Genomic DNA, 1,365 nt, shown 5'->3' with positions numbered 1-1,365 from the left:
GCCCTACGCGGCGACGGCCGCCTGGGCGCTGGTCTGGATCGCGGTCGAGTCCGCGACGACCGGGACGGTGCCGGTGACCGTGGTCGCGGCGATCGGCGTCGTGGCGGTGGTCGTCGCGGCGGCGCTGCGGGCGAGGGAGGGGCTGCGGGCGGCCTTCGGCTGACCCCGGGGACGACGACGGCGCCGGTCCCCGAGGGGAGCCGGCGCCGTCGCGGTGCGCGGGTCGTGCCCGCGCAGAAGCTCAGATCACGCGGACCGAGTCGGCCTGCGGGCCCTTCTTGCCCTGGCTGGCCTGGAAGTCGACGCGCTGGTTCTCCTCCAGCGTGCGGAATCCGTTCGACTCGATGGCGGAGTAGTGGACGAAGACGTCCGGTCCCTCGTCGTCGGTGGCGATGAAGCCGAAGCCCTTCTCGGCGTTGAACCACTTGACGGTGCCCTGCGGCATAGCGTGTGTCCTTCTCAGATGGAGCGGTTCCGGCCCTCACAGCAAGAGCCGGAGGTCGCGTGGACACCGTCGTGGCACCTCAGCACCGATCGACGACGCCCACCGTCACAACTTCACACGGACGCTTCGCGGCGATCGGAGAAGAACGACTGCAACCGACGCGGACGCTACCACGGCTCTCCGGCACGTCGACCGTCCTCACTCGACGCCCCCGCACGGGCCCGTTCCGCGGCGCCGACCGCCCGTCGGGCTCCTCCGGCGCGATCACGGAATGTGAGATCCGGGCCGTCGATCGGCAACGGGTGGTCACCGCCGTCCCGAAAGGGTGAGCGCGGGACGAGTTCCACGCCGTCGGGTGAGCGCCGGGCGCACGTCCTCCCCGGTTCGGGTGGCGACGGCGGCCCGGGCCCGCCCGGCGGCCCCGCACAGCCCCGGACGGGGTCGCCCGTTCCGGGTGCGTTGCGGTGCGATCTGCTCACAGCGTGACCGGTGGGGCCCTTGTGGCTCGTGTGGCCACGATCGGGTCACTGGTGGACGACGCCCGGTGACCGCAAGCTCAGCGCCGTCCGTCACCCCGTGCAGCAGCACAGCGAACTGGAGAGACCGTGCGATCCCGAGTCACCACTTCCGTCGCCCTGACCCTCATGATCGGCACCCTGGGTGTGTACGGCGCCGGCGTGGCCGGCGCGGCCGAGCCCGTTCGTGCCTCCACCCCGGTCGCCCCGGCCACGACCGTCACCCACGCGCCCGCCGCGGTGTCCGACGGCCCGCTGGACCGGTTGTTCGACACGCTCTTCGGGAACGGCGCGGCGACCGCCCCGGCGACGCCCGCCGACACCACCGTCCCCGTCCAGGACGTGCCTACCCCGGGCGTCCCCGCGGCTCCGGGCGCCCCGGCCGTCCCGGCAGCTCCGGCCGTC

General features: G+C 73.6%; 1 protein-coding gene and 1 pseudogene. One reads left to right on the top strand and one right to left on the bottom strand.

Annotated elements, in window-relative coordinates:
• Positions 1-241 precede the first annotated feature (241 nt).
• On the bottom strand, positions 242-445 hold the full coding sequence (locus GTW08_RS29870; protein WP_020627638.1) for a cold-shock protein: 204 nt from the start codon (positions 443-445) through the stop codon (positions 242-244).
• A gap of 605 nt (positions 446-1,050) precedes the next feature.
• Here GTW08_RS29870 and GTW08_RS29865 point away from each other — a divergent pair.
• Positions 1,051-1,365, top strand: a pseudogene (locus tag GTW08_RS29865) (hypothetical protein); the annotation flags it as partial.

Source organism: Pseudonocardia sp. SID8383 (assembly GCF_009864975.1).
Lineage (GTDB): Bacteria > Actinomycetota > Actinomycetes > Mycobacteriales > Pseudonocardiaceae > Pseudonocardia > Pseudonocardia alni.
Note: the sequence above shows the minus strand (reverse complement) of the source record. Positions and strands in the feature narration are given on the sequence as shown.